We start from the raw sequence: 22,890 nt of genomic DNA, 5'->3' as shown, positions 1-22,890 counted from the left end.
TGTGTGATTGGCGCGAGCCGGGCTTACCCGTCGATCTTCGCCGGCCGCAGCTCGACCGATTCGCCGCAACCGCAGGCGGAGACCTGGTTGGGGTTGTTGAAGACGAACTGGGCCTGCATCTTGTCGGCCTTGTAGTCCATCTCGGTGCCGAGCAGGAACAGCACGGCCTTGGGATCGACCAGGATCTTGACGCCCTTGTCCTCGACGACCTCGTCGGTCGGGCGGACATCATGGGCATACTCGACGGTGTAGGACTGGCCGGCACAGCCGCCGTTCTTCACACCGACGCGCAGGCCGACGATCTCGGAATCGGCGCGCTGGGTCAGCTCGCTGATGCGCTGGGCGGCGGCATCCGTCAGCCGCATCACCTGCGGGCGCGGCCGCCGCGGCTTCGGAGTGGAGGATGCTGGTGTTGCCTGTGTCATATCAGTGATGTGGTCCGTTGCGGAGCAAATTCAATGCCAGGAATGAAAAGCAGAACGTACGCGTCACCACATGTTGAGCACGAGGCGGGCCTCGTCGCTCATGCGCTCGGGCGACCACGGCGGCTCCCAGACGACCTTGACGTCAACCACGCCGACGCCGGGGACGCTGGCGACCGCGTTTTCGACCATGGTCGGCAGCTCGCCGGCGGCCGGGCAGTTCGGCGTCGTCAGCGTCATCTGCACGTCGACGGAACGGTCGTCCTTGATCTCGACCTTGTAGATCAGGCCGAGCTCGTAGATGTCGGCCGGAATCTCCGGATCGAACACGGTCTTGAGGCCGGCGATGATCTCGGTGGTGAGACGCTCGGTCTCCTCCGGCGGCAGCGCCGACCGGGTTTCCATGGGACTAACTTTGACGTCGGCCGTGTCACTCATGCGAACAAATCCCGCGCCTTCAACAGCGCCTGTGCCAGATGATCGACTTCTTCCCGCGTATTATACATGCCGAACGAGGCCCGGCATGTGGCCGTCACGTTGAACCGCTCTAAAAGCGGCATCACACAATGGGTGCCGGCGCGCACCGCGATGCCCTGGCGGTCGATCACGGTGGCGACGTCGTGGGCGTGCGCGCCCTTGAGCTCGAAGGAGATCACCGGGCCCTTGCCGCGCGCCGTGCCGATCAGCCGCAGCGAGTTGATCTCGCGCAGCTTCTCCTGGGCGTAGGTGACGAGGTCGTGCTCGTGCGCGGCGATGCGTTCCTTGCCGATCGAGTTGACGTAGTCGATGGCGGCGCCAAGGCCGACGGCCTCGACGATCGCGGGTGTGCCGGCCTCGAACTTGTGCGGGGGATCGCCATAGGTGACGACATCGCGCGAGACCTCGCGGATCATCTCGCCGCCGCCGTTATAGGGGCGCATCGCGACGAGGTGGTCGTACTTGGCCCAGAGCACGCCGATGCCGGTCGGGCCGTAGACCTTGTGGCCGGTGAAGACGTAGAAGTCGCAGCCGAGATCCTGGACATCGACCGGCAGATGCACCGCGCCCTGGCTACCGTCGACCAGCACGGGAATGCCGCGGGCGTGGGCGATCTTCACGACGTCCTTGATCGGGACGATGGTGCCGAGCGCGTTCGACATCTGCGTGATCGCGACCAGCTTGGTCTTCGCGGTCAGGAGCTTCTCGAACTCGTCGATGAGGAAATTGCCCTCGTCGTCGACCGGCGCCCATTTGATCACGGCCCCCTGGCGTTCCCTGAGGAAATGCCAGGGCACGATGTTGGAGTGGTGCTCCATGATCGAGATGACGATCTCGTCGCCCTCTTTGATGTTCGGCCCGCCCCAGGAGGAGGCGACGAGGTTGATGGCCTCCGTCGCGTTGCGGGTGAAGATCACTTCCTCAGGTCGGGGCGCGTTGATGAACTGCGCGACCCTGATGCGGCCGCCTTCATAGGCTTCGGTCGCGGCGTTGGCGAGGTAATGCAGGCCGCGATGCACGTTGGCGTATTCGCTCGTATAGGCGTGCGTCATGCGGTCGAGCACGACCTGCGGCTTCTGCGCCGAGGCGGCGTTGTCGAGATAGACCAGCGGCTTGCCGTAGACCTGCATGGCCAGCGCCGGGAAATCCTGGCGGACGCGTGCGACGTCGTAGGCGCCGTTCTTGACTGCCGGATGCGTGCTCATGACCGCCCCTCCAGCCAGCGCTCGGCGATGCCGATCACATGCTCGCGCAGGCCGTCATCGGCGATCTGCTCGATCGCCTCGCCCACGAAGGCCTGGATCAGCAGCGCCTGGGCCTGCTTCTCGGGCAGGCCGCGCGCCTTCAGATAGAACAACAGGCTGTCGTCGAGCGCGCCGGCAGTGGCGCCGTGGCCGCAGGAGACGTCGTCGGCGAAGATCTCCAGCTCGGGCTTGTTGTCGGCCTCGGCTTCGTCCGAGAGCAACAGCGCGCGGGTCATCATCTTGCCGTCGGTCTTCTGCGCGTCGGGACGGACGATGATGCGGCCCTGGAACACCGAATGGGCGCGATCGTCGACCACCGCACGGAAGATCTCACGGCTGACGCAGTTCGGCACGGCATGGTCGACCACCAGCGTGGTGTCGCCATGCTCGGTCTTCTTCAACAGGTTCACGCCGTTGATCGCGAGATCGCTGCCCTCGCCCGCCAGCGTGATGAAGCCCTGAAGGCGGCTGACGGCCGCGCCGCTGGTCAAGTTGAAGAAGTTGACCTTGGTGTTGGCGCCGACGGTGACGAATTGCGAGGTGACGTTCACCGCGTCAGGCGCATCGTCCATCAGGCGGATATGCGCGACATCGGCGTTGTCGCCGATCGTCACGATCACAGCGTCACTGACCTGGTAGGCCTTGGCGCCGGCCGCCACGAAGCTTTCGATGATGGTGGCGCGAGCGCCGTTCCCGACTGCGACCTGCGAGCGGGTGAAGGCCGAAGCCGATGCAGCAATCGCGACGTGGATGATCTGGATCGGCGCAGACAGTTGCGCGCCATCGGCAATCGACAGCACGAGGCCATCGGTCGCCATCGCCGCGTTCAGCGCGATCACGGCGTCGGTGGACGCCGTCTTCAGGAGAGCGGCATCCTTCTCCAGCGTCTCCCGGAGCGTCTTGAGGCCCACGTCGGAGACGAGCGCCTTGACGTCCGAAAGATCCGCCGCGAACACGCCATCGACCAGCACCAGCTTGCGGGCGCCAGCGATCGCATGCGCCTTCACGGCGTCCGCGGCGCGTTTCAGCGCGGCCGCATCGGGCGCGGCGGCCAACGGCAGCACCTCGCCGACCAGCGCGCGCAGATCGGTGTATTTCCATTCCTCGATCCGGCGGTGCGGCAGGCCGAGACGCTCATAGGTCTCGAACGCCTCGCGACGCGCCGCAATGACCGCCGGCGAACCCGGCAAGCGGCCTTCGGCGCTGGCGAAGAGATCGCTCACCGCGCGGCCGCTTCCGGTCTTTGCCAAAGCAACGTTCATCCCAAATAATCCTTACGCGGCCTCGAACTGGGTGTAACCGGACGCTTCCAGCTCCAGCGCCAGCTCCTTGCCGCCGCTCTTCACGACACGGCCCTGCGACATCACGTGCACGACGTCCGGCACGATGTAGTTGAGGAGCCGCTGATAATGGGTGATCACGACCATCGCGCGCTTCGGCGAACGCAGTGCGTTGACGCCGTCGGCCGCGATCCGCAGCGCGTCGATGTCGAGGCCGGAATCCATCTCGTCGAGGATGCACAGGCTCGGCTCGAACAGCGCCATCTGGAGCACCTCGTTGCGCTTCTTCTCGCCGCCGGAGAAGCCGACGTTGACGCCGCGCTTGAGCATGTCCTGCGGGATGTTCAGCGACTTCGAGACCTCGCGGACCTTCTTCAGGAAGTCGGGGGTCGAATACTCATCCTCGCCGCGCGCCTTGCGCTGCGCGTTCAGCGCGGTGCGCAGGAAATTCATGGTGGCGACGCCGGGGATTTCCACCGGATACTGGAACGCCAGGAACACGCCCTTGGCGGCGCGCTCTTCGGGGGCCATCTCCAGGAGGTCCTCGCCCCTGAACAGGATCTGGCCGTCGGTGACCTCATAGCCGGGCTTGCCGGCGATGACGTGCGAGAGCGTCGACTTGCCGGAGCCGTTCGGCCCCATGATCGCGTGCACCTCGCCTTCGTTCACGGTCAGCGTCAGCCCGTGGAGGATCTCACGCTCCTCGACACGAACCTTGAGGTCTTTCACTTCAAGCAAAGCCATTTTGGTGTCCAGTCTATTCAAATGATGCATGGAGCGCCGAGGCGCACCGCGAGGGTCGGTGTTAGCCGACCGACCCTTCAAGCGAGATCGAGATCAGCTTCTGCGCTTCCACCGCGAACTCCATCGGGAGCTGCTGGAGCACGTCCTTGACGAAGCCGTTGACGACGAGGCCGACGGCCTCTTCCTGCGAAAGACCGCGCTGGATGCAGTAGAACAGCACGTCCTCGGAGATCTTCGAGGTCGTCGCCTCGTGCTCGAACGTCGCCGAGGAGTTCTTGGCCTCAATGTACGGCACGGTGTGCGCGCCGCATTTGTCGCCGATCAGCAGCGAGTCGCAGGCGGTGAAGTTGCGCGCGCCGGTCGCCTTGCGATGCGCCGTCACGAGCCCGCGATAGGTGTTCTGCGACTTGCCGGCTGCGATGCCCTTGGAGATGATCCGGCTCGACGTGTTCTTGCCGAGATGGATCATCTTGGTGCCCGAGTCGACCTGCTGGAATCCGTTCGAGATCGCGATCGAATAGAATTCGCCGCTCGAGTTATCGCCGCGCAGGATGCAGCTCGGATACTTCCAGGTGATCGCGGAGCCGGTCTCGACCTGGGTCCAGGAGATCTTCGAGCGGTCGCCGCGGCAGTCGCCACGCTTGGTGACGAAATTGTAGATGCCGCCCTTGCCTTCCGAGTTGCCGGGATACCAGTTCTGCACCGTCGAATATTTGATCTCGGCGTCGTCATGCGCGACGAGCTCGACCACGGCGGCGTGCAGCTGGTTCTCGTCGCGCTGCGGCGCGGTGCAGCCCTCGAGATAGCTGACGTAGGAGCCCTTGTCCGCGATGATCAGCGTGCGCTCGAACTGGCCGGTGTTGCGCTCGTTGATGCGGAAATAGGTCGACAGCTCCATCGGGCAGCGTACGCCCGGCGGTACGTAGACGAACGAGCCGTCGGAGAACACCGCCGAGTTCAGCGTCGCGTAGAAATTGTCCGAGGTCGGAACCACCGAGCCGAGATACTTCTGCACCAGTTCGGGATGCTCGCGGATCGCCTCCGAGATCGGCATGAAGATCACGCCGGCCTTCTTCAGCTCCGCCTTGAAGGTGGTGGCGACCGAGACCGAGTCGAACACCGCGTCGACCGCGATCTTGCGGCGGGCCGGGTCTTCCTCGCCCACCTTGGGCTCGACGCCTTCGAGCATGGCGACTTCCCGCAGGGGAATGCCGAGCTTCTCGTAGGTCTTCAGGATCTCCGGATCGATCTCGTCGAGCGAGGTGATCGACTTCTTCGGCTTCGGCGCCGAATAGTAATAGAGGTCCTGGAAGTCGATCTTGGGATAGTCGACGCGGGCCCAGGTCGGCTCGGTCATGGTCAGCCAGCGCCGATAGGCTTCGAGCCGCCACTGGAGCATCCAGGCAGGTTCGTTCTTCTTTTCGGAGATGAACTTGACGGTCTCTTCCGACAGCCCCTTGGGGGCCTTGTCGGACTCGATCAGGGTCTCAAACCCATAACGATACTGATCGACGTCGATGCGCTTCACGCGCTCGACCGTCTCTTGCACGGCTGGCATTCTATCCTCCGCTCGCGGTTTCAAGGACCGCGGTGGATCAAACTTGGACGAGTATTACGATGTTTTCTGGCCGAAAGCACGTGCTTAGAACCGTTCAAGCCGTGTTTCGTCGCTTACTCTCTAAGTAGGGTATTACCGAGCTTTCGCCAAGCCTCTAACGCCCTATTGATGTCGTCCGGTTCCGTAGACCAGCCCAGACTGAGGCGCACCGCTCCCTGGGCGACCGTCGGGTCGAATCCCATGGCGGACAGCACGTGGGACAGTTGGACCTTGCCTGAAGAACACGCCGAGCCGGAGGAAACAGCGATGCCCTCGAGGTCGAAGCCGATCACCGCGGTCTCGGCCTTCAGGCCGGGTGCCGTGAACAGGATGGTATTTGGCAACCGCCCGGTGTTGTCCGAGAAGATCGTCGCTCCTGCGATTGCCCGGATGCCATTTTCCAAGCGATCTCTGAGGGTTGCCATCCGCTTCGCATCCTCCGGCAAAGCCTGAAGCGCGGCTTTCACCGCCGCGCCGAAGCCGGCAATGCCCGCGACATTCTCGGTTCCCGCGCGCCGGTTGAGCTCCTGCCCGCCGCCGCGCAGCACCGGCTCCAGGCCGGCGAGACCTTCGGCCACGACCAGCGCACCGACGCCCTTGGGACCACCGATCTTGTGTGCAGAAAAGGTCGCAAGGTCCGCGTCTACCGCGTTAATATTGAACGCAATTTTGCCCAGTGCCTGGATCGCGTCGACATGCAGGAGGCCTCCCGTGTCATGAACGATCCGGGCGGCCTTCGCGACCGGCTGGAGCGCGCCGGTCTCGTTGTTGGCCGCCATGATGGAGACCAGGGCCGGCGGGCCGTCTTTCAGCAGCGCCTTGAGGTGGTCGAGATCGACCACGCCGGCGCGCGTCACCCTGACATGGCCGACCTTGTCCGCCGGGAACCGGCCGCCTGCCAGCACCGAGGCATGCTCGACGGCAGAGACCAGAAGCCGCTCGACGGGGCCGCCGGATCGCCCCCGCAGACCGGGCGACAGCGCCAGCGCATTGGCCTCGGTTCCAGCGGAGGTGAAGACGACATTCCGCGGCAGGGCGCCGACAGCGCTCGCCAAAGTGGAGCGCGCTTCCTCGACGAGGCGTCGCGCCTCCCGTCCCTCAGCATGGACCGAAGACGGATTGCCGACGAGGTCATAGGCCGCGACCATCGCCGCCCGCGCCTCGGCGCGCAGCGGCGTGGTCGCATTCCAGTCGAGATAGACGCGGATCGGCATGTGGCCCTCTTAGCACCTTTTGCGATCGCGCCAATCGGAACCGGGCGCAGATCAGGCCGGCTGCTGTCGCGCGATCCCGGGCGAGGATCGAGTCTCCATCCGTAATCCGAACAGCGGACGCAGCCAGGCGATCCGGCGCGCAATCTCGTAGCTGACGAGACAAGTGAGCGCGGTGCCGGCAATGACGATTGCGGCCTCGTTTCCGGCTGACAGCCCACTGTCCCGCAGCGCATGCGCAATCACGATGATCGCGGTCTGATGCACGATGTAATAGGGAAAGATCGCATCGGTCAGATAGCGGCGCACGGGGCTGTCGGCCGTCAAATGGCGTCGCGCAAAGCCGAGCACCGCCGCCATCGCCAGCCATTGGTAGCAGCCATAGACCGAGCCGGCGAACCATCTCAGCATCGACGACCGCGGGAACAAGCCGGCATACACGAGGACGAAGGCGGCGAAGCAGACGGCTGCAAGCGTCAGCGCCGTCCACCGTTGCCGCTCGATGTCGCGCCAGATGCTGTCATAGCGTGCGAGCAGGAAGCCGATCAGGAACGCGGTCGCATGGTCCGCGTGGTTGTACCAGTCGCCGAACAGCGCATGCGTCGACGGGAAGACCGGCGACAGAAACAGCCGCCAGGCCGCAAACAGCAGGCACGGCAGCACCAGCAGCCATGGTCCGCCGAGCGCGGCCGCCACCCTCTCGCCGATCCAATCCGCGGCCGCCGGCCACAGGGACAGCACGCCAACCAGGGCCATGGTGTAGACCCAGAGATAGACCACGAACCAGAGATGGTTCCAGGTCGGCTGCACGATGCAGGGGTTCGGACAGAATTGCGAGCCGAACGCCAGATAATGCCGGATGTAGAAATCGACGAAGCCTTGGGGGTAGCCGAGGCTCTCGACGATCTGGAGGTAGGATTGCGGCGGCACGATCACGAGCATGCCGAAGATCAGCGGGATCAAGAGCCGCACCGACCGCGCGCGGGCGAAGGCGGCGAGCCGGTACTTTCCCAGCATGAAGCGGCTGGCCACCCCGGAGACCAGGAACAACAGCGACAGCCGCCACGGATTGAGCACCAGCATCACCGGCTCGAGCCACGTCAGCCGCTGCACGCTCTTGATGTGAAACCCCCAGGACACGTAGAGCATGCCGACGTGGTAGAAGATCAGAAGTCCGAAGGCTAAGATCCGCACCCAGTCCAGATCGACGCGTCGTTCCTGGGTTGAGAGTTGCTGCGGTGTTGACATGGTTTTCTGCTCCTTGACGGGACGACAAACGCGGTTTTCGGGCCATGGCTGACATCGAAAATGCCCGACAAACGGAGCGCGTCGAGCCGGTTTGGGATCAGGATCGGACGCGAGGGGATGAGACGCCGCCGGCTGGGACGAGCGGCAGGCCTTTCGGGATCAGCGGCGGCGACTGGACGATGTTGGTCTCGATTGCCGCCGTCGCTCTCGCGATCGGAATCGTCAACGCGCTCTCGGGGGCGCAGGACGCCGCCTGGCGCGGCGACGGCTATGACGTCGGCCGGCGGCTGTTCTGGGAGATGTCGAGCGTCGCCGTCATCCTGTTGCTGCTGCCGATTCTGGTACTGGCGGTCCGCCGTATGCGCCGGACACCGGGCCTTGCCGCGCAGGTCGGAATCGGAGCGATCGCCCTGCTCGGCTTCTCCACCCTCCACGTCACCGGCATGGTCTGGGTCCGGAAGCTCGCGCTATGGCTCGCCGGGGGCGCCTACGACTTCCGCTTCTCGCTTGCGACGGTCCTGTACGAATTCCGCAAGGACGCCGTGGCCGTTGCCCTGATCGGTGGCACGCTCTGGCTGATCGAAAGCCGGCGTGAGCTCAAGAATGCCGCGTTCGCCGCTCGGTCCGGGCCGACCGCCTCGCAACAGCCGCTGTCCTCCGATCTGATCTGGCTGCGGGACGGCACCAGCCGCATTCGCGTTGCTCCGCGCGACATTCTCTGGGTCGCCTCTGCCGGCAACTACATCGAATACAACCTCGCCGACGGCACCCAGCACCTGATCCGGGGCACGCTCGCGGGGGCGGAAGGCGAGCTGGCGCGCTTCGCCATCGTTCGCGTACATCGGACCAGGCTTGCCAATCTCGAACGAGTGACCGGCGTGGACCTCAAGGCGTCAGGGGATTTCGAGCTCACCTTCGACACCGGACAGACGCTCGGAGGCAGCCGGCGCTACCGCCCGGCTGTGGCTTCGCTCGGAGGCCGCATTGCGCCGGCGTAAATCGTCGCCGGGGATTGGCGCTCGATCCATAAATAATCATGATTCCAATCGGTTGAGCGGCACGCAGGGCGGCGCTTGTCGGCGCTTCGCTGGAGGCTGGTTGCGGCCTGTCACCTGCGGCACGCTGCACATGGCGCTGCGATGACCAGCTAAGCTCTTGAGTGCATTGGCAGATGTCGAAGAAGCTTGCTTTTTGACCCTTGCCTCGTGTTAGAAGGCGCGCGTCAGTTCAGCGCACTCGCGCATCATCCGAGGGCGCCTCTTCACCCATCATTCGTGCTTTCGTCGGCGAAAACGGCTGATGGAGCCACAATCGGTTGATTGTGCAGGGATCACCTCTAAGGGACTCAATCAGAGACCGTCATGCCTGAAGTCATTTTCGCCGGCCCCGCTGGCCGCCTCGAAGGCCGCTATCACCCGGCCAAGCAGAAGAACGCGCCGATCGCGATGATCCTGCATCCGCATCCGCAGTTTCACGGCACGATGAACCATCAGATCGTGTACCAGTGCTACTACGCCTTCGCGCATCGCGGCTTCTCCGTGCTGCGCTTCAATTTCCGCGGCGTCGGCCGCAGCCAGGGCTCGTTCGACCACGGCACCGGCGAATTGTCGGATGCGGCGGCCGCGCTCGACTGGGCGCAGACCATCAACCCCGAAGCGCGTGCCTGCTGGGTCGCCGGTTTCTCCTTCGGCGCCTGGATCGGCATGCAGCTCCTGATGCGCCGTCCCGAGGTCGAGGGCTTCATCTCGATCGCGCCGCCGGCGAACCTTTACGACTTCTCGTTCCTCGCGCCCTGCCCGTCCTCGGGCCTGATCGTGCATGGCGAGAAGGACGCGGTGGTGCCGCCCAAGGACGTCAACACGCTGGTCGAGAAGCTGAAGACGCAGAAGGGCATCGTGATCGACCAGCAGATCATCCCCGGCGCCAACCACTTCTTCGACGCCAAGCTCGAGCCGCTGATGGAAACCATCACGGCCTATCTGGACATGCGCCTCGCCAACGTGCGTTAAGGCCTCGTTGCGCTAAGACCTTGTAGCGCGGATGGAGTGAAACTCCATCCGCGGACACAGGACCCCGGATTGCGCTTCGCTCCATCCGGGCTTCGAAACTACGGCACGCGACTCAAGCCAGCTTCAACGCAGCAATCCCCATCAGGACGAGCGCGATGCCCGCAAGCTTCATCGCGCTCAGCGTTTCGCCGAACAGCACGACGCCCATCACGAAGGTACCGGCCGCACCGATGCCGGTCCACACCGAATAGGCGACGCCGACCTCGAGCACCTTCAGCGCGCGTCCGAGCAGGAACACGAAGGCGGCGAGCAGCACGAGCGAAGCGATGCTCCAGCCTGTGCGCGTGTAGCCTTCCGCATATTTCATCGAGATCGCCCAGCCGACATCGAGCACGCCGGCGATCACCAGCATGAGCCAGGCCAATGATGATGACATCGGCGGGCGCTCAGGCCGCGAGCTTGAGCAGATGCGCGTCGTGGCGCACGAGGAAGGCGCGGAGCAATTGCGGATAGTCCGCGCCGACGGCGCTCCGCACGCTCGGACGCTTCGCAAGCTCGGCCCGCCACGCCCGCACCTTCGGCACATCCGTGAAGATGCCGTGCTCGGTCAGTTCGTCGAACAGGTCGAAATAGCGGAAGACGGGTGCGAACACCGCGTCGACCAGGCTGAACCGCTCGCCGGCGAAGAACGGACCTGCGCTTAGCGCGACTTCCACACGTGCGAACTTCGCGACAAGCGCCTGACGCTTGCTCTCGAACGTCGCCGGATCCGTCGTCGTCTCCAGGCCCCAGAGATCGCCAAGGATCGCCGAGCCGAATTCCATCCAGGCGCGGTGCTCGGCACGCTCGAGCGCATCCGCCGGATGCAGCCTGGCGCCGTCTTGCGTCTCCTCGATGTATTCGCAGATCACGTTGCTCTCAAACAGCGCGACCTCCCCGTTGTCGGTCGTCACCACCAGCACCGGCACCTTGCCGAGCGGCGACAGTTTGAGAAACCAGTCGGGCTTGTTGGCGAGGTCGATGTCGACCCGCTCGAACGGCACGCCCTTCTCTTTGAGCGCGATTACGGCGCGCTGCACATAGGGGCAAAGCTTGTGGCTGATCAGTTTGAGCGAAGCGGTCATGGCCAATCCCGGCGGTTGGATGCAACTGCACCCAGAATAGATGCACTTGCATCTACCCGTCAAGATCCATGCATCTGCATCAACCGGACGTGAACCTCAGGGCCGCGCGATCACCCCGCCCGTCATCGGCATCGGCACGCCCGTGGTCGCCGGATAGGACAACGGCAGGCCCTTCAGGCCACGCGCAGCGAGGAAGCCGAAGGCTTGCGCCTCGATGGCGTCGGAAGCCCAGCCGAGCGCCTCGGCGGCCTCGACGGTGGCCGAGCCCACCCGGTCCCGCAACATGCGCAGCATGGTGAGGTTGCGGGCGCCGCCGCCGCAGACGATCCAGCTCCGCGGCCGCCGCGGCAGCAGCGGGATGATGCGGGCGATCGCCGCCGCGGTGAAGGCGGTGAGCGTCGCGGCGCCGTCGGCCGGCGGCACGTCGCCGAGCTTCAACGCAGCAAAGTCGTTGCGGTCGAGCGATTTCGGCGGCGGCGCTGCGAAGAACGGCAGCTCCAGCGCCCGCGCGATCCAGGCCTCGTCGGCCGTTCCGAGCGCGGCGAACTTGCCCTCCGCATCGAACGCCTGGTTCATGATGCGGTACATGAAATCGTCGAGCAGCGCATTGCCGGGCCCGGTGTCGCAGGCGATCAGCGTGTCGTTGCCGTCGATATAGGTGATGTTGGAGACACCGCCGATATTGACCACGACGATCGGCCCTTCACGCGCCAGCGAATGGGCCAGCGCCCGGTGGTAGACCGGCACGAAGGGTGCGCCCTGCCCGCCGGCCTCGACGTCGGCGGCGCGGAAGTCGTGCATCACGGGGATATGGATTGCCCTGGCCAGCGCCGGCGCATCGCCGATCTGCACCGTCAGCCGCTTCTCGGGCCGATGCAGCACGGTCTGGCCGTGGAAGCCGACAATGTCGATGTCCTCCGCCTTCATCCGGTTCTGGGCGATGAAGGCGGCCACCGCCTCGGCATGCGCCAGCGTCACCGCGCGCTCGGCCGTGGCCAAAATCCCCGGCCGGGCATCGCGCTGTGGCAGGTGCACGGCTTCGCTCAGCGCCTGACGCAGCAGGTTGCGCTCCGCCGGGCTGTAAGGCCGGTAGCCGGACGGTCCGAACCCCTTCACCTGCTTTCCGTCGGTTTCGATCAGCGCGACATCGACCCCGTCCAGCGAGGTGCCGCTCATCAAACCGAGTGCCGTCAACATCATGGATCAGCGTCCTCAATAGCCCCCCTCTGGCATGCCGATCTTGTGCCAGAGGGACACATCTTATAATGCCTCAGCGCCAGGTGGCGGGCGGCAGTCGAGTTCCCACGGAAGACCCTTAAATTGCCCCCAAAACAGTAAACCAAGAATTGTCAGGCACGCCGACAAATGACTGCATTCAAATCGGATTTCCTCAATACCCTAAAGGAACGTGGATTCGTCCACCAGTGCTCCGATTTCGAGGGGCTGGATGCGCTCGCCGCCAAGGGCGAGGCGACCGCCTATGTCGGCTACGATTGCACCGCCCGGTCGCTGCATATCGGCAACTACCTGACCATGATGATGCTGCACTGGCTCCAGGAGTCCGGCAACAAGCCGATCACCCTGATGGGCGGCGGCACCACCATGGTCGGAGATCCCTCCGGCAAGGACGAGACGCGCGCGATCCGCACCGTCGCCGAGATCGAGGCCAACAAGGCGTCGATCCGCGGCGTGTTCGCAAAGGTGCTGCGTTACGGCGACGGCAAGAGCGACGCCGTCATGCTCGACAACGCGGAGTGGCTGACCAAGCTGAACTGGATCGAGATGCTGCGCGACGTCGGCCGGCATTTTTCGGTCAACCGGATGCTGACCATGGACTCCGTGCGGCTGCGCCTCGAGCGCGAGCACGAGATGAGCTTCATCGAGTTCAACTACATGGTCTGCCAGGCCTACGACTTCGTCGAGCTCGCCAAGCGCACCGGCTGCAAATTGCAGATGGGCGGCTCGGACCAGTGGGGCAACATCATCATGGGCGTCGATCTCGGCCGCCGCATGGGCACACACCAGCTGTTCGCGCTGACGACGCCGCTGCTGACCACGGCCTCCGGCGCCAAGATGGGCAAGACCGCGCAAGGCGCGGTCTGGCTCAACGCCGACCAGTTCTCGCCGTATGACTTCTGGCAATACTGGCGCAACACCGAGGATGCCGACGTCGGCAAATTCCTGAAGCTGTTCACGACGCTGCCCATGAGCGAGATCAGGAAGCTCGAGGCGCTCGGAGGCTCGGAGATCAACGAAGCCAAGAAGGTGCTTGCGACTGAGGCGACCGCGCTTTTGCACGGCCGCGACGCAGCGAATGAGGCGGCTGAGACCGCGCGCCGCACCTTCGAGGAAGGCGCGCTCGCCGAAAGCCTGCCGACCGTGGAAATTCCGCGCGGCGAACTCGACACCGGACTCGGCGTGCTCAACGCCTTCGTCAAGGCGGGCCTCGTCACCTCCAACGGTGAGGCACGGCGCCAGATCAAGGGCGGCGGCCTGCGCGTCAACGACGAGCCCGTCACCGACGAGAAGATGGCGCTCTCACCAGCCCATCTGACGCCGGAGGGCGTGATCAAGCTGTCGTTCGGCAAGAAGAAGCATATCCTCATCAAGCCTGCATAGGCGTATGAGCTTTTCGCTGCTTGTCAGGGCGCGCCGAAGCGCGCTCCCTGACTGGCAATGGACCAGAACACGCCCAAGGAAACGAGCAAGGATGGAGCCGCGGCGACGCCGCAAGGCGCCGTGCGCATCGCCCTCACCGTGCTCGCTCTCTGCTTCACGCTGGCCGTGCTGGGCCGTGGGCTCGGCGACAGTTTTACGGTTTTCCTGAAGCCGATCTCGGAAAGTTTTGGCTGGGACCGCGCACAGATCGTTTCGGTCTATTCGCTCACCTGGCTCGCGAGCGGTCTCACCGCCCCCTTCGTCGGACGGCTGTTCGATCATTCCGGACCGCGCATCATCTATGCGCTCGGGCTATCGCTGCTCGGCGCGGCGTTCCTGATTGCGGCGCATGCACAGCATCTGTGGCAGTTCCAGCTCTCGATCGGCCTCTGCGTCGGCATCGGCGTCGCCTTCATCGGCATCGTGCCGAACTCGGTCCTGCTCGGCCGCTGGTTCGGGCCGCGCCTGCCGACCGCGATGTCGGTGGTGTATTCGGCAATGGGCGGCGGCGTGCTGGCGCTGCTGCCGGCCTCGCAGCTCCTGATCGACCATCTCGGCTGGCGCGGCACTTATCAGCTGTTCGGCTTTGCAGCATTGGGGCTGCTGGTGCCGCTGCTGCTGCTGCCGTGGCAGCTGTTCGCCTCGGGCTCGCCGCATGTGGTGAAGAAGACCGATCCTGATTTCGTCGACAACGGCTGGACGCTGCTCGGCGCGATGCGCCATCACGCCTTCTGGGCGCTGTTCTCAACCTTCTTCTTCACCGCCGTCGGCATGTATGCGATCGCCGCGCAGATCGTGGCCTATCTGATCGACGCAGGTTTCCCGCCGCTCCAGGCCGCGACGGCCTGGGGCTTCTCCGGCGTCGTGCTGGTGTTCGGTATGTTGGGGGTCTCCGCGCTCGACGGCCTGATCGGGCGCCGGCCGTCCGTGCTATTGAGCTACGCGATCTCGATTCTCGGCATCGCTCTGCTCTGGCTGCTGCAACACTTCCCCAACATCCTGGTGCTCACCGGCTTCGTCGTCTGCTTCGGCAGCATGATGGGCTCGCGCGGCCCGCTGATCAGCGCGACCGCGATGCGGATCTTTCAGGGCAAGCGGGTCGGCACCATCTACGGCACCATCTCGATCGGCAGTGGCCTCGGCTCGGCGTTCGGCTCCTGGAGCGGCGGCCTGATCCACGACGCGACCCACGGCTACAACGCGTTGCTCGCCTTCGCACTTGCGAGCGTGGTGCTCGGGATGGTTCCGTTCCTGATCGTGCCCGCCCTGCGGCGCTAGGTGTCTCGGAGGTAACCTGAGCGCATTCGTGTCACCGGGAAATTACGGATGGGCGTGCCGCGAACAGGCGCAAAAAATACGGATCACACGCGGCCGAAAGTGCAGCCCGCGGTGTTTTGTCCGACATGACAAAAATGTCAGCGCGAATTGAGCTTGGGTGTCTTGCAGGCCGGAACTGAATACGCTCCAAGTCGCTTGGGAATTGTGGATGGAAGGGCGCAAACCATGAACTTCAACTATCTCTCTCGCTATCAACCGGCTCTGCTGAGCCTGTTTCGCTTCACCACCGGACTGCTACTGTTCCAGTATGGCGTCGCAAAGCTTTTCAAGTTTCCGGCGCTTCCCTACTTCGCCGACATTCCGCCGCTGATCTACGCGGCCGGCACGCTTGAGCTGGTGCTCGGCGCAGCACTGATGCTCGGCCTGTTCACGCGGCTCACGGCGTTCATCCTGTCGGGCGAAATGGCCTTCGCCTACTTCATGGGCCACATGCTCAAGACCGGCTCGCCGGTGTTCCTGCCGCTGCTCAATGGCGGTACCGCCGCGATCCTGTTCTGCTTCGCCTGCCTCTATCTCTCGGCAGCCGGAGGCGGCTCGATCAGCGTCGATGCCGTAATGGGCAAGGAGAGCGACGCATCCGGCGAGGCCTACGCCCGGCGCTGACGCGCCCGCGGATCAACCCGCAAGCAGGACGGCACCCACAAGATCCGCCGGTGCCGTCCTAGCGCGCCCCCAGCACGTTCCAGATGAGAACGAGGACTGCTGCGAGCAGCACGGACATGATGATGCGATGAACGAATCGATTCATTGCAGGTCCAGCCGGGCTCTGTAGCTACCAAAGTCCAAGATCGATTTTCTCCGGCATCTGAACCGGCGCCCGCCGGCGCATGGCGATTTGCCTGCACGGTTGCGCATAAGCCTGCGAACGCTGTCCTGCGCGGCAGGCCGCCGCGTGCCTCCATTCATGATTGGTAAGAACTTCATGCTACCGATGCGAGCAATAATAACCATTCCGTAGAGGCTGCGATGAAGCTGCTGAGTCATCTGAAGATCCGCACCAAGCTGGCCAGCATGGTCTGCCTCGCGGCGCTCACGGTCACGGCCATCATCGGGGTATCGACCGTCCTCAGCAAGAGCCGCATGTTGGAAGACCGCGTCCAGCAGATGCGGACCGCGGTGGAGCTCCTCTACAATTACGCGCAATCGCTCCAGGACGAGGTGACCGCCGGCAAGCTGACGCAGGCCGAGGCCAAGTCCCTGTTCCACCAGCGCGGCCGTCGCATGAGCTTCAATGGCGGCCAGGGCTATCCGGTGGTCTACAATCAGGACACGTCCCTGGTGGTGAACGGCGCCAATCAGCAGCTCGAAGGCAAGATCACGGGCGCCAAGGACTCCAATGGCGTGCTGATCGCCGACGCCATTCTGAGGGCTGCCGACCAGGCCGCGCCGGGCGGCGTGACCTCCTATCTCTATCCGCGCCCCGGCCAGACCGAGCCGGTCCGCAAGACCGTGTTCGCGCGCAAATTCGCGCCCTGGAACGTGACGATCAGCTACGGCCTCTATGTCGACGACATCGACGCCGACGTGCGCGCACTGACGCTGGAGCTGGCCGTCATCGGCGTCGGCCTGATGCTGCTGATGGCGACACTGTCCTGGCTGATCGCGCGCGACGTGCTCGGCGCGCTCGACCGCCAGAAGAACCGCATGCAGGAGATCGCCGACGGGGCCATCGACAAGCCCGTCGAGGAGACCGATCGCGGCGACGAGATCGGCCGCATGGCCGAGACGCTGGAAGTGCTCAGGCAGACGGCGCTCACGGCGCGCACGCTCGAGGCCGAACAGGTCGCGGCCAAGGCGCGCAACGAGCAGGAGAAGCGCGACGCCCTGATCGCGCTCGCCGACCGCTTCGATGCCTCGGTCGGCCAGCTCGTCGGCCTGATGGCCTCCGGCTCCGGCGAACTCGAGACCACCGCCAAGTCGATGTCGTCCACGGCCGAAGGCACCAACCGCCGCGCCGCATTGGTCGGCTCGGCCGCCACCGAAGCCAGCCAGCGCGTCCAGACCGTCGCGGCGGCCGCCGAGGAGCTCTCCTCCTCGATCACCGAGATTAGCCGCCAGGTGGCGCAATCCGCCGAGGTGACGGGGCGCGCCGTTGACAGCGCCCGCCGCACCGACACCATCGTGCGCGCACTCTCTGATGGCGCCCAGCAGATCGAACACGTCGCCGAGCTGATCTCCAGCATCGCGGCGCAGACCAATTTGCTGGCGCTCAACGCCACCATCGAGGCCGCGCGTGCGGGCGAAGCCGGCCGCGGCTTTGCCGTCGTCGCCTCCGAGGTGAAGTCGCTCGCAAGCCAGACCGCAGAAGCCACCCGCGAGATCGGCGACAAGATCGCCCAGATCCAGGGCGCAACCAAGGAGGCCGTGGACGCGATCGGCGGCATCACCGCCACCATCGAGGAGGTCAGCCGCATCGCCACCTCGATCGGCGCGGCCATCGAGGAGCAAGGCGCCGCCACCGCCGAGATCGCCCGCAGCGTCTCGCAGACCGCGGAGGCGACCAAGGAGGTCACCACCAATATCGGCGGCGTCAGCACCGCGGCGAACGAGACCGGCAACGCCGCCGGCATGGTGCTCGCGGCAGCCAGCAGCCTCTCCAAGCAGGCCGAGCAGCTCTCCGGCGAAGTCGGCACGTTCCTCGCCGGCGTCCGCGCGGCGTAAGTTTCCAGGCGCCTAAACCTCCGCATTCGTCATGGCCGGGCTTGTCCCGGCCATCCACGTTTAGCCACGCCGCACAAAGAACGTGGATGCCCGGGACATAGGCGAGCGAAAGCGACGCCGTCCTTCGGACGGCTATGCCCGGGCATGACGACTACTCAGGCTTCGCTGCTACCGCCGCGCGAGGCTGCAACCGCTCGACAGCGGTCTTGCTGACCCCGTCGGGCTGTCGCCGGATTGCGCCGACGGCAACTGCTCGTCGAACGGCGTGTTCTGCTTGCCGGTGTTGAATTCGAAGATCTTGCGGAACAGGCCGGGCGCCATCGCCGAGATCGGATTGACGCGCATCACGGGCGCGGCCGGTGTGCCGACGACCTCATAGGTCACGCCGATCAATCCTTCGTTGTTGCCGCCGCCGAGGAAGATGCCGAACAACGGGATCTGGCCGAAGATGTTGTTGACGCCGTACATCGGCACGAAGGTGCCGCTCATGCACACCTGGTTGCCGGGATAGTCGATCGAGCCTTCGATGGTGGCGCCGATCATCGGGCCCTTGACCACGCCGTCGCGGATCGTGAGCGCACCGTTCTGGCGCGTGAACTCGGCACGCAACGCACTGAAGGAGACACCGTTCCCGGTGCCGTTGGGGGCGCCCGCGGCGACGCGTTCGAGCTGCGCCTCGCCCTTCACCGTGAAGTCGCGCACGTTGATGAGGCCCTCGCGCGAGGTGTTCGGCTCCGACGCCGGCGGTTCCATCGCCACCACCATCTGGCCGCCGATCGCCTTGGTGTAGGTGTCGGTGAAGCGCAGCAGCGCGCCGGCGTCGTTGGTCTGGAGGTAGATCACCTCGCGGCTGCCCTGGGCGCGGCCGCCCCGCAAGTCGGCCGCCACCGGCGTGTCGCGACCGATCTTGCTGCTCAGCGTGAAGGCTTTGACGGCGCCGCTGCGCCGCGACATCTTGGCATCGACGCTGCGCATCGCCTCGCCGTTGAAACCGGCGACGGCGCCGAGCTTCACGTCGATGTCGAAATCGACGTTCTTCATCTTGCTCTTGGCATCGTCCTTGGAATTGCCTGAGATCGCCGACTTCAGGAAACCGCGGCCGTCGAACACGTCGCCGCGCATCGTGCCGCGCACCACGCCGTCCTGGCTGCGCTCGACCTTCAGCGATGCCTTGTCGCCATCGGACGGCGCGTAGGTCGGGAAGTTCGCGTTCATGAGGTCGCCGTTCGGGTCGACCTCGAGCGAGCCCTTGATCGACGCGCCGCCGCCCTCGATGACGATGTCCTCGAAGCGGGTCGATTGTGCCGTCGGCACCACCTTGAAGCTGGCCTTGCCCGATTTGCCCGGCAGCTTGACCCAACCCGGAAGGATGTTGTCGAGCTTGACCGAGGTCAGGTCGGCCTCGACGCCGAGCTTCGTGGTCTGGTCTGCCCCGCCGGCGATCTTGCCCGAGATCTTGATCGGCAACGAGCCGCTGACGGCGGGGCTGAGATCGAAGCCGAGACGCGCGCGGCTCGCATCGTCCAGCGTCGCCTGCATGCGGACGTCCGCATCGCCCTCGGCCGGCTTGCGATAGTCGAGCGAGGCCGCCTGCCCGTTGATCTTGACGTCGCCCTTGACCTGGTAGCCCTGGTTGCTTGCGACGATCTTCAGGCTGTTGGCCTCCAGCTTCTGGTTCATCACCAGCTTGTCGGCGGCAAAGCCGTTGAGGTCGGCGGTGACGGCGTAGGTGGTGTCGGCCTTGGTCAGCTCGCCCTTGACCGGCAAGCCGAGCTGGATGTTCGCCGAGAACGTTCCCTTGCTGGTGTTGGGATCGACGACGGTCGCCGACAGATCGCTCAGCCGGTCATTGGCGAGCATTTCGGCCGCCGCAGGCACCGGTCCGTCGACGCGAAACCGGGTGCGCGACGGCGACGGTTTGGGTGCCATGTCCGGCACCTCGAAGACGAAGTCGGAGATCGTGACCTTGCGGCCGGCGGGCGTGTCGGCAATGCCCTGCCCGATGTTCACGGTGGCGGTGCGCCCGGTCACGCGCGCCTTCAAATCGGCATCGTGCACCACCGGCATGCCGTCCACCGGGCGGACCGCGACGCCGCTCGCCACGATGTTGACCGAGAGGCCGTCGTCAGGAATGGGCGGCCCCTTCCGCGGAAGGTTCCGCGTCGGCGAATTGACGCCGATCTCGATGCGCTGGAGCGTGCCGCGTTCGATCCGATCGATCACCCATTCGCGCAACTCCGGAACGACGAGCGTCGGCCACATCCGCTTGAGCGCGGAAGCCGACATCGGCGTTCCCGCAAAGCCCAGCGTGAGCCGCGGCTCGCCCGAATAGTCGATGGCGCCGGTGCCGGCGACACCGATCTCGCCGTTGCTGATATCGGCCTGCGTCAGCAGGAGGCGCTTGTGGTCGGTGTCGAAGCGAAAACCGATCGCAATACGGTTGAAGACGAGCGGCGGCTCGTTGTCGATGCCGCCGAGCAGGATCGATCCGCCGCTGAAGCCGAGCTGCCAGTCGTTGACGCTGCCGTTGGGCGGCTCCAGATGCGCCAGCAGCGTCAGGCGGTTTGCGCCCGAGAGAATCTTGAACGGTGCGACCAGCACGCGCCGGTTGGCGTCCCACTCGACATTGATCTCGGCCGAGTCGATCGCCATCGGATAATCGGGCGTATCGGTGTCGATGATGTTGCCCGCGCCGACCATGACCTTGCCGCGGAAGAAGGTCGGCACGCCGTCGCGGCCGAGCTCGCCCTTGAGCTCGCCGGTCAGCGGCAGGTCGGCGGTATAGGTGAGATCCTTGACCCGCAGCGCCAGCAGGATGTTGGCGGTGGAAACCTTGTCGGCGCGGATGTCGACCGAGCGCACACCGTTCTCGGCGGGGCCGATCGTGGCACGCAGCGACCACGGGCGCGCGCCCTCCTCGCCGAGGCTGAGCGCGACGCCGCCACGGCTCGGCCGGCGCAGGCTGAGCGTGATGTTCTCGAACGACCATTTGCTGCCGCGCTGCTGATCGTCGACGATCAGATTGCCATTCTTCAGACCGATCTCGTTGAGGTTCTGGCCGTCCAGGCCGGTCATGCTCAGACTGTCGAGCCAGTCGAGGCCCTGGAGAATGCCGCTCTGCGCAGTCGCCTGAGGCGCCGCCTGAGGTGCGTCCGGGCTTGCCGGCGCGGTCGCGAACGGCGGCGGGGGCGCGCCATTGCGCGGGAATGTCGGCGGCAGGCCCGCGTCCTTCTTGGAGGCCACGCCGGTGGCCAGCGGCTTTGCGGTGTCGCCGGCCGAGACCGTGACGGTGCCGTCCGGCGCGATGCGGATCGCGAGCTCGGCATCGACGAGATTGAGGCTTTCCGCGCGCAGGTGCCCCATCAGCAGGCCCGCACCCGACAGCTTCACTTCGGCCTTCGGCGCGGTGGCGACGATGGCATGGTCCTGGTCGCGCACGATGATGTCGCGGATGCGCACGGCGATTCGGATCCGCCCGGCCCGCTCTATCTGGGTGCCGCCGACCTCGACGGTGTTGCCGTGACCGATATTGTCCTCGATCGCCGCCGCAAGCCAGGGCGTTGCGATGTCGAGATTGATCGGGCCGGCGCCGAGCCGCCACCACAGCGCGCCGAAACAGCCGACGAAGATCACGACGAGGGCGCCGACGACGATGGCCATGCGCTTCAGCCAGCGACCGCCGCCCAGCCAGCCGCGCAGCGATCCGATCCCGTCACCGAAGCGATGAAAGCCCGAGTTGGAACGCGACAACAGCCGGCGCGCGCGATGGCCCGCCGCTGCTTCCTGATCCGGGTCCCAGTCGGCGTCGTCCCGTTCCTGCGGCTCTGAATGACCGCCGCGCCGATCGAAATCCCGATTGTAATCCTGGGGCGACTTATTCCTTGCCATTGCCTCTCGATACAGGCGCCCATCGTGGGATTGAGCGCCGCCGGGACCGCAGCCGTCGACGGGGAGCGAACGCCCCTGCGCCGGCATTGCCGCCATACCTCGAATATTCCTGCTGTTCGTCATTTCGCCCCGGGAGCGCGTTCAACGAGCAGTGGGGTGGTGCGTGGAATTCCTTGTAACCATACTCCGGCGCCATCAGACTTGCCCAGCCGAGGGCGCGATTCCGGCACACCGGACGAGAGCTGCAATACCGCTTTGGTTGACCCGCCGAAAGCGTCGAAAGGAAGGCGTATGTCCAAGAAATCCCAAAAGAAATCGTCCAAGACGCCCTCCGGCATTGCAGCGGCTAAAAAGAAGGCCCCGAAAACCCGGGCAACGACTCAAACAAAGTCCGCGAAAACACAGCGGACACCGGCAAGCAAATCAACCGGGAGCATAGCAAAAGCAGCATCGCATGGCGCCGCATCGAAACAGTTAAATTCCTCCAGATCGGCCCCTGCGTCCGCCGCGAAGCCGGTCCTGACCGAGGGGCAGAAGGCCCCCGCCTTCCGCCTGCCCCGCGACGGCGGCGGCGCGGTCACGCTGTCGGATTATGCCGGCCGGAAGCTCGTCCTGTTCTTCTACCCCCGTGCCGATACGCCCGGCTGCACCAGGGAGGCCATCGACTTCACGCGCCTGGCCGACGCCTTCACCGCGGCCGGTACGGCCGTGATCGGTATTTCCGCGGATTCGTTAAAGGCCCAGGAGAAGTTTCGCGACAAGCACAGCCTCGGCATTCCGCTGATCTCGGACGAAAAGCACGAGATGCTGGAAGCGTATGGCGCCTGGGGCGAAAAATCCATGTATGGCAAGAGCTTCCTCGGGATTCTTCGCACCACGGTGCTGGTCGGAAGCGACGGCAAGGTGGCCAGGATCTGGCGTAACGTCCGGGTCGACGGCCATGCCGATCAGGTGCTCGAAGCGGCAAGAGGTCTTTAACCAGTCCTTTA

Annotated in this window: 19 protein-coding genes; 7 read left to right on the top strand and 12 right to left on the bottom strand. The window is 65.1% G+C overall.

All coding sequences use genetic code 11. The annotated features are described in order from the left end of the window. Window positions 1-23: 23 nt before the first annotated feature. The 8 genes from XI09_RS20300 to XI09_RS20265 form a co-directional block, all read right to left on the bottom strand. Window positions 24-365: a HesB/IscA family protein gene (locus XI09_RS20300; RefSeq protein ID WP_014495548.1), complete on the bottom strand. Its 342-nt coding sequence runs from the start codon at window positions 363-365 to the stop codon at window positions 24-26. Between the two features lie 123 nt (window positions 366-488). Continuing rightward, on the bottom strand, window positions 489-860 hold the full coding sequence (locus XI09_RS20295) for an SUF system Fe-S cluster assembly protein (protein ID WP_092182431.1): 372 nt from the start codon (window positions 858-860) through the stop codon (window positions 489-491). Next, entirely contained in the window at window positions 857-2,104 is a 1,248-nt protein-coding gene (locus XI09_RS20290; protein ID WP_271568407.1) for a cysteine desulfurase, read from the bottom strand. Before XI09_RS20290 ends, XI09_RS20295 begins: the two co-directional genes overlap by 4 nt. Continuing rightward, window positions 2,101-3,405, bottom strand: a complete 1,305-nt coding sequence (gene sufD / locus XI09_RS20285) for a Fe-S cluster assembly protein SufD (protein WP_271568406.1) — start codon at window positions 3,403-3,405, stop codon at window positions 2,101-2,103. Before sufD ends, XI09_RS20290 begins: the two co-directional genes overlap by 4 nt. A gap of 12 nt (window positions 3,406-3,417) precedes the next feature. After that, window positions 3,418-4,167 carry a Fe-S cluster assembly ATPase SufC gene (sufC, locus tag XI09_RS20280; protein ID WP_271568405.1) on the bottom strand — a complete coding sequence of 250 codons (750 nt, stop codon included), beginning with the start codon at window positions 4,165-4,167 and terminating at the stop codon, window positions 3,418-3,420. Window positions 4,168-4,228: 61 nt separating this feature from the next. Next, complete coding sequence (gene sufB, locus XI09_RS20275; protein WP_011087111.1) at window positions 4,229-5,725, bottom strand: Fe-S cluster assembly protein SufB; 1,497 nt, start codon at window positions 5,723-5,725, stop codon at window positions 4,229-4,231. Window positions 5,726-5,838: 113 nt separating this feature from the next. Beyond that, the gene (locus tag XI09_RS20270; protein ID WP_271568404.1) at window positions 5,839-6,978 is read right to left on the bottom strand and encodes a cysteine desulfurase family protein; all 1,140 of its coding nucleotides are present in this window, start codon (window positions 6,976-6,978) and stop codon (window positions 5,839-5,841) included. Between the two features lie 51 nt (window positions 6,979-7,029). Then, a complete protein-coding gene (locus XI09_RS20265; RefSeq protein WP_271568403.1) occupies window positions 7,030-8,223 on the bottom strand; it encodes an acyltransferase family protein in 1,194 nt (397 codons plus the stop codon). A 179-nt stretch (window positions 8,224-8,402) separates the two neighbouring features. On the opposite strand from XI09_RS20265, the gene XI09_RS20260 reads away from it, so the two are divergent. Together XI09_RS20260 and XI09_RS20255 are read left to right on the top strand one after the other, a co-directional pair. Beyond that, window positions 8,403-9,221, top strand: coding sequence for a LytTR family DNA-binding domain-containing protein (locus XI09_RS20260; RefSeq protein WP_271568402.1), 819 nt, complete (start codon window positions 8,403-8,405; stop codon window positions 9,219-9,221). Between the two features lie 363 nt (window positions 9,222-9,584). Continuing rightward, window positions 9,585-10,232 (top strand): alpha/beta hydrolase, encoded by a 648-nt coding sequence (locus XI09_RS20255; protein WP_018641706.1) that lies wholly within the window; start codon window positions 9,585-9,587, stop codon window positions 10,230-10,232. Window positions 10,233-10,344: 112 nt separating this feature from the next. Here the strand turns inward: XI09_RS20255 and XI09_RS20250 are convergent, their stop codons facing one another. From XI09_RS20250 to XI09_RS20240, 3 genes are all read right to left on the bottom strand, one after another. After that, window positions 10,345-10,668, bottom strand: coding sequence for a DMT family transporter (locus tag XI09_RS20250; protein ID WP_271568401.1), 324 nt, complete (start codon window positions 10,666-10,668; stop codon window positions 10,345-10,347). 10 nt (window positions 10,669-10,678) lie between these two features. Next, on the bottom strand, window positions 10,679-11,356 hold the full coding sequence (locus tag XI09_RS20245; RefSeq protein WP_271568400.1) for a glutathione S-transferase family protein: 678 nt from the start codon (window positions 11,354-11,356) through the stop codon (window positions 10,679-10,681). A 96-nt stretch (window positions 11,357-11,452) separates the two neighbouring features. Beyond that, window positions 11,453-12,556 (bottom strand): anhydro-N-acetylmuramic acid kinase, encoded by a 1,104-nt coding sequence (locus tag XI09_RS20240; RefSeq protein WP_271568399.1) that lies wholly within the window; start codon window positions 12,554-12,556, stop codon window positions 11,453-11,455. 165 nt (window positions 12,557-12,721) lie between these two features. Here XI09_RS20240 and tyrS point away from each other — a divergent pair, with 165 nt between their 5' ends. From tyrS to XI09_RS20220, 4 genes are all read left to right on the top strand, one after another. Beyond that, window positions 12,722-13,975 carry a tyrosine--tRNA ligase gene (gene tyrS, locus XI09_RS20235; RefSeq protein WP_271568398.1) on the top strand — a complete coding sequence of 418 codons (1,254 nt, stop codon included), beginning with the start codon at window positions 12,722-12,724 and terminating at the stop codon, window positions 13,973-13,975. Between the two features lie 57 nt (window positions 13,976-14,032). Beyond that, window positions 14,033-15,292: an MFS transporter gene (locus XI09_RS20230; protein ID WP_271568397.1), complete on the top strand. Its 1,260-nt coding sequence runs from the start codon at window positions 14,033-14,035 to the stop codon at window positions 15,290-15,292. Between the two features lie 225 nt (window positions 15,293-15,517). Continuing rightward, window positions 15,518-15,955, top strand: a complete 438-nt coding sequence (locus XI09_RS20225; RefSeq protein ID WP_271568396.1) for a DoxX family protein — start codon at window positions 15,518-15,520, stop codon at window positions 15,953-15,955. 363 nt (window positions 15,956-16,318) lie between these two features. Then, a complete protein-coding gene (locus XI09_RS20220) occupies window positions 16,319-18,013 on the top strand; it encodes a methyl-accepting chemotaxis protein (RefSeq protein WP_271568395.1) in 1,695 nt (564 codons plus the stop codon). A 168-nt stretch (window positions 18,014-18,181) separates the two neighbouring features. Here XI09_RS20220 and XI09_RS20215 read toward each other — a convergent pair whose 3' ends face one another. Continuing rightward, window positions 18,182-21,988: a YhdP family protein gene (locus XI09_RS20215; protein ID WP_271568410.1), complete on the bottom strand. Its 3,807-nt coding sequence runs from the start codon at window positions 21,986-21,988 to the stop codon at window positions 18,182-18,184. A 204-nt stretch (window positions 21,989-22,192) separates the two neighbouring features. Between XI09_RS20215 and XI09_RS20210 the strand changes: the two genes are divergently transcribed. After that, window positions 22,193-22,879 (top strand): peroxiredoxin, encoded by a 687-nt coding sequence (locus XI09_RS20210; RefSeq protein WP_271568394.1) that lies wholly within the window; start codon window positions 22,193-22,195, stop codon window positions 22,877-22,879. Window positions 22,880-22,890: the final 11 nt, after the last annotated feature.

Source organism: Bradyrhizobium sp. CCBAU 11386, from assembly GCF_028128955.1.
Classification (GTDB): Bacteria; Pseudomonadota; Alphaproteobacteria; order Rhizobiales; family Xanthobacteraceae; genus Bradyrhizobium.
This window is presented reverse-complemented; position numbering and strand designations above follow the sequence as displayed.

Coding starts and splice junctions, on each gene's coding strand:
- XI09_RS20300 (WP_014495548.1), bottom strand. CDS start 365: ATGCGGCTGACGGATGCCGCCGCCCAGCGCATCAGCGAGCTGACCCAG.
- XI09_RS20295 (WP_092182431.1), bottom strand. CDS start 860: ATGAGTGACACGGCCGACGTCAAAGTTAGTCCCATGGAAACCCGGTCG.
- XI09_RS20290 (WP_271568407.1), bottom strand. CDS start 2,104: ATGAGCACGCATCCGGCAGTCAAGAACGGCGCCTACGACGTCGCACGC.
- sufD (WP_271568406.1), bottom strand. CDS start 3,405: ATGAACGTTGCTTTGGCAAAGACCGGAAGCGGCCGCGCGGTGAGCGAT.
- sufC (WP_271568405.1), bottom strand. CDS start 4,167: ATGGCTTTGCTTGAAGTGAAAGACCTCAAGGTTCGTGTCGAGGAGCGT.
- sufB (WP_011087111.1), bottom strand. CDS start 5,725: ATGCCAGCCGTGCAAGAGACGGTCGAGCGCGTGAAGCGCATCGACGTC.
- XI09_RS20270 (WP_271568404.1), bottom strand. CDS start 6,978: ATGCCGATCCGCGTCTATCTCGACTGGAATGCGACCACGCCGCTGCGC.
- XI09_RS20265 (WP_271568403.1), bottom strand. CDS start 8,223: ATGTCAACACCGCAGCAACTCTCAACCCAGGAACGACGCGTCGATCTG.
- XI09_RS20260 (WP_271568402.1), top strand. CDS start 8,403: ATGTTGGTCTCGATTGCCGCCGTCGCTCTCGCGATCGGAATCGTCAAC.
- XI09_RS20255 (WP_018641706.1), top strand. CDS start 9,585: ATGCCTGAAGTCATTTTCGCCGGCCCCGCTGGCCGCCTCGAAGGCCGC.
- XI09_RS20250 (WP_271568401.1), bottom strand. CDS start 10,668: ATGTCATCATCATTGGCCTGGCTCATGCTGGTGATCGCCGGCGTGCTC.
- XI09_RS20245 (WP_271568400.1), bottom strand. CDS start 11,356: ATGACCGCTTCGCTCAAACTGATCAGCCACAAGCTTTGCCCCTATGTG.
- XI09_RS20240 (WP_271568399.1), bottom strand. CDS start 12,556: ATGATGTTGACGGCACTCGGTTTGATGAGCGGCACCTCGCTGGACGGG.
- tyrS (WP_271568398.1), top strand. CDS start 12,722: ATGACTGCATTCAAATCGGATTTCCTCAATACCCTAAAGGAACGTGGA.
- XI09_RS20230 (WP_271568397.1), top strand. CDS start 14,033: ATGGACCAGAACACGCCCAAGGAAACGAGCAAGGATGGAGCCGCGGCG.
- XI09_RS20225 (WP_271568396.1), top strand. CDS start 15,518: ATGAACTTCAACTATCTCTCTCGCTATCAACCGGCTCTGCTGAGCCTG.
- XI09_RS20220 (WP_271568395.1), top strand. CDS start 16,319: ATGAAGCTGCTGAGTCATCTGAAGATCCGCACCAAGCTGGCCAGCATG.
- XI09_RS20215 (WP_271568410.1), bottom strand. CDS start 21,988: ATGCCGGCGCAGGGGCGTTCGCTCCCCGTCGACGGCTGCGGTCCCGGC.
- XI09_RS20210 (WP_271568394.1), top strand. CDS start 22,193: ATGTCCAAGAAATCCCAAAAGAAATCGTCCAAGACGCCCTCCGGCATT.